The organism is Salinicola sp. MH3R3-1 (assembly GCF_001937155.1).
Classification (GTDB): Bacteria; Pseudomonadota; Gammaproteobacteria; order Pseudomonadales; family Halomonadaceae; genus Salinicola; species Salinicola halophyticus.
The window spans coordinates 1-680 of sequence record NZ_MSDP01000107.1 but is presented as its reverse complement, the minus strand read 5'-3'; the positions used below and the strand labels follow the sequence as shown (position 1 = coordinate 680).

Annotated in this window: 2 rRNA genes; both read left to right on the top strand. The window is 56.2% G+C overall.

Going from position 1 to position 680, the window contains the following annotated elements:
* A 23S ribosomal RNA gene (locus tag BTW08_RS18575) occupies positions 1-138 on the top strand; the annotation flags it as partial.
* A 227-nt stretch (positions 139-365) separates the two neighbouring features.
* Positions 366-480: ribosomal RNA gene (rrf, locus tag BTW08_RS18570) — 5S ribosomal RNA — on the top strand.
* Positions 481-680: the final 200 nt, after the last annotated feature.

Here is a 680-nt window from a genome sequence, read left to right as displayed (position 1 = left end):
CCTCCTTCAAGATGAGATCTCCCCGAGACCTAGAGTCTCCTAAAGGGTCCAGCAAGACTAGCTGGTTGATAGGCACGGTGTGGAAGCGCTGCAAGGCGTTGAGCTAACGTGTACTAATACCCCGTGAGGCTTGACCATATAACCCCAAGGGGTTTGCAAGACTTTGCTGAAGCCGGAGTGGTGAAAGAGAGCCACGTGGCAAGAAAGGGCAAAGTCGGATCGGTGAACGATCACCGACAACGCAGGATACGCGCTGCCTCGTAGAGCGGGCAGGTAATGAGATCTATCTCAGTCAGCATGATCCGAATCGGTTGGAATGAGGGTTGGGTAAGCCGTGAAGGCCCATCATTCCGACGTCAGTTTTGCCTGACGACCATAGCGAGCGGGAACCACCTGATCCATGCCGAACTCAGTAGTGAAACCGCTTAGCGCCGATGGTAGTGTGGGGTCTCCCCATGCGAGAGTAGGTCATCGTCAGGCATCTATCCGAAACCCCAGCCAACAGGCTGGGGTTTTTTTATGCCGGAAAGAAAACCAGAGCCGATAGCGCATTGATTTCGAACCCCGGCCGCTGGTCGGGGTTCATTCGTTTAGGGGTCTCCCCATGAGTTTAGGGGCCCCCCATGGAGAGTCCCGGAGTGCCGGCCCACGGATGGCCGCCCCAATCATCGTCAGGCATC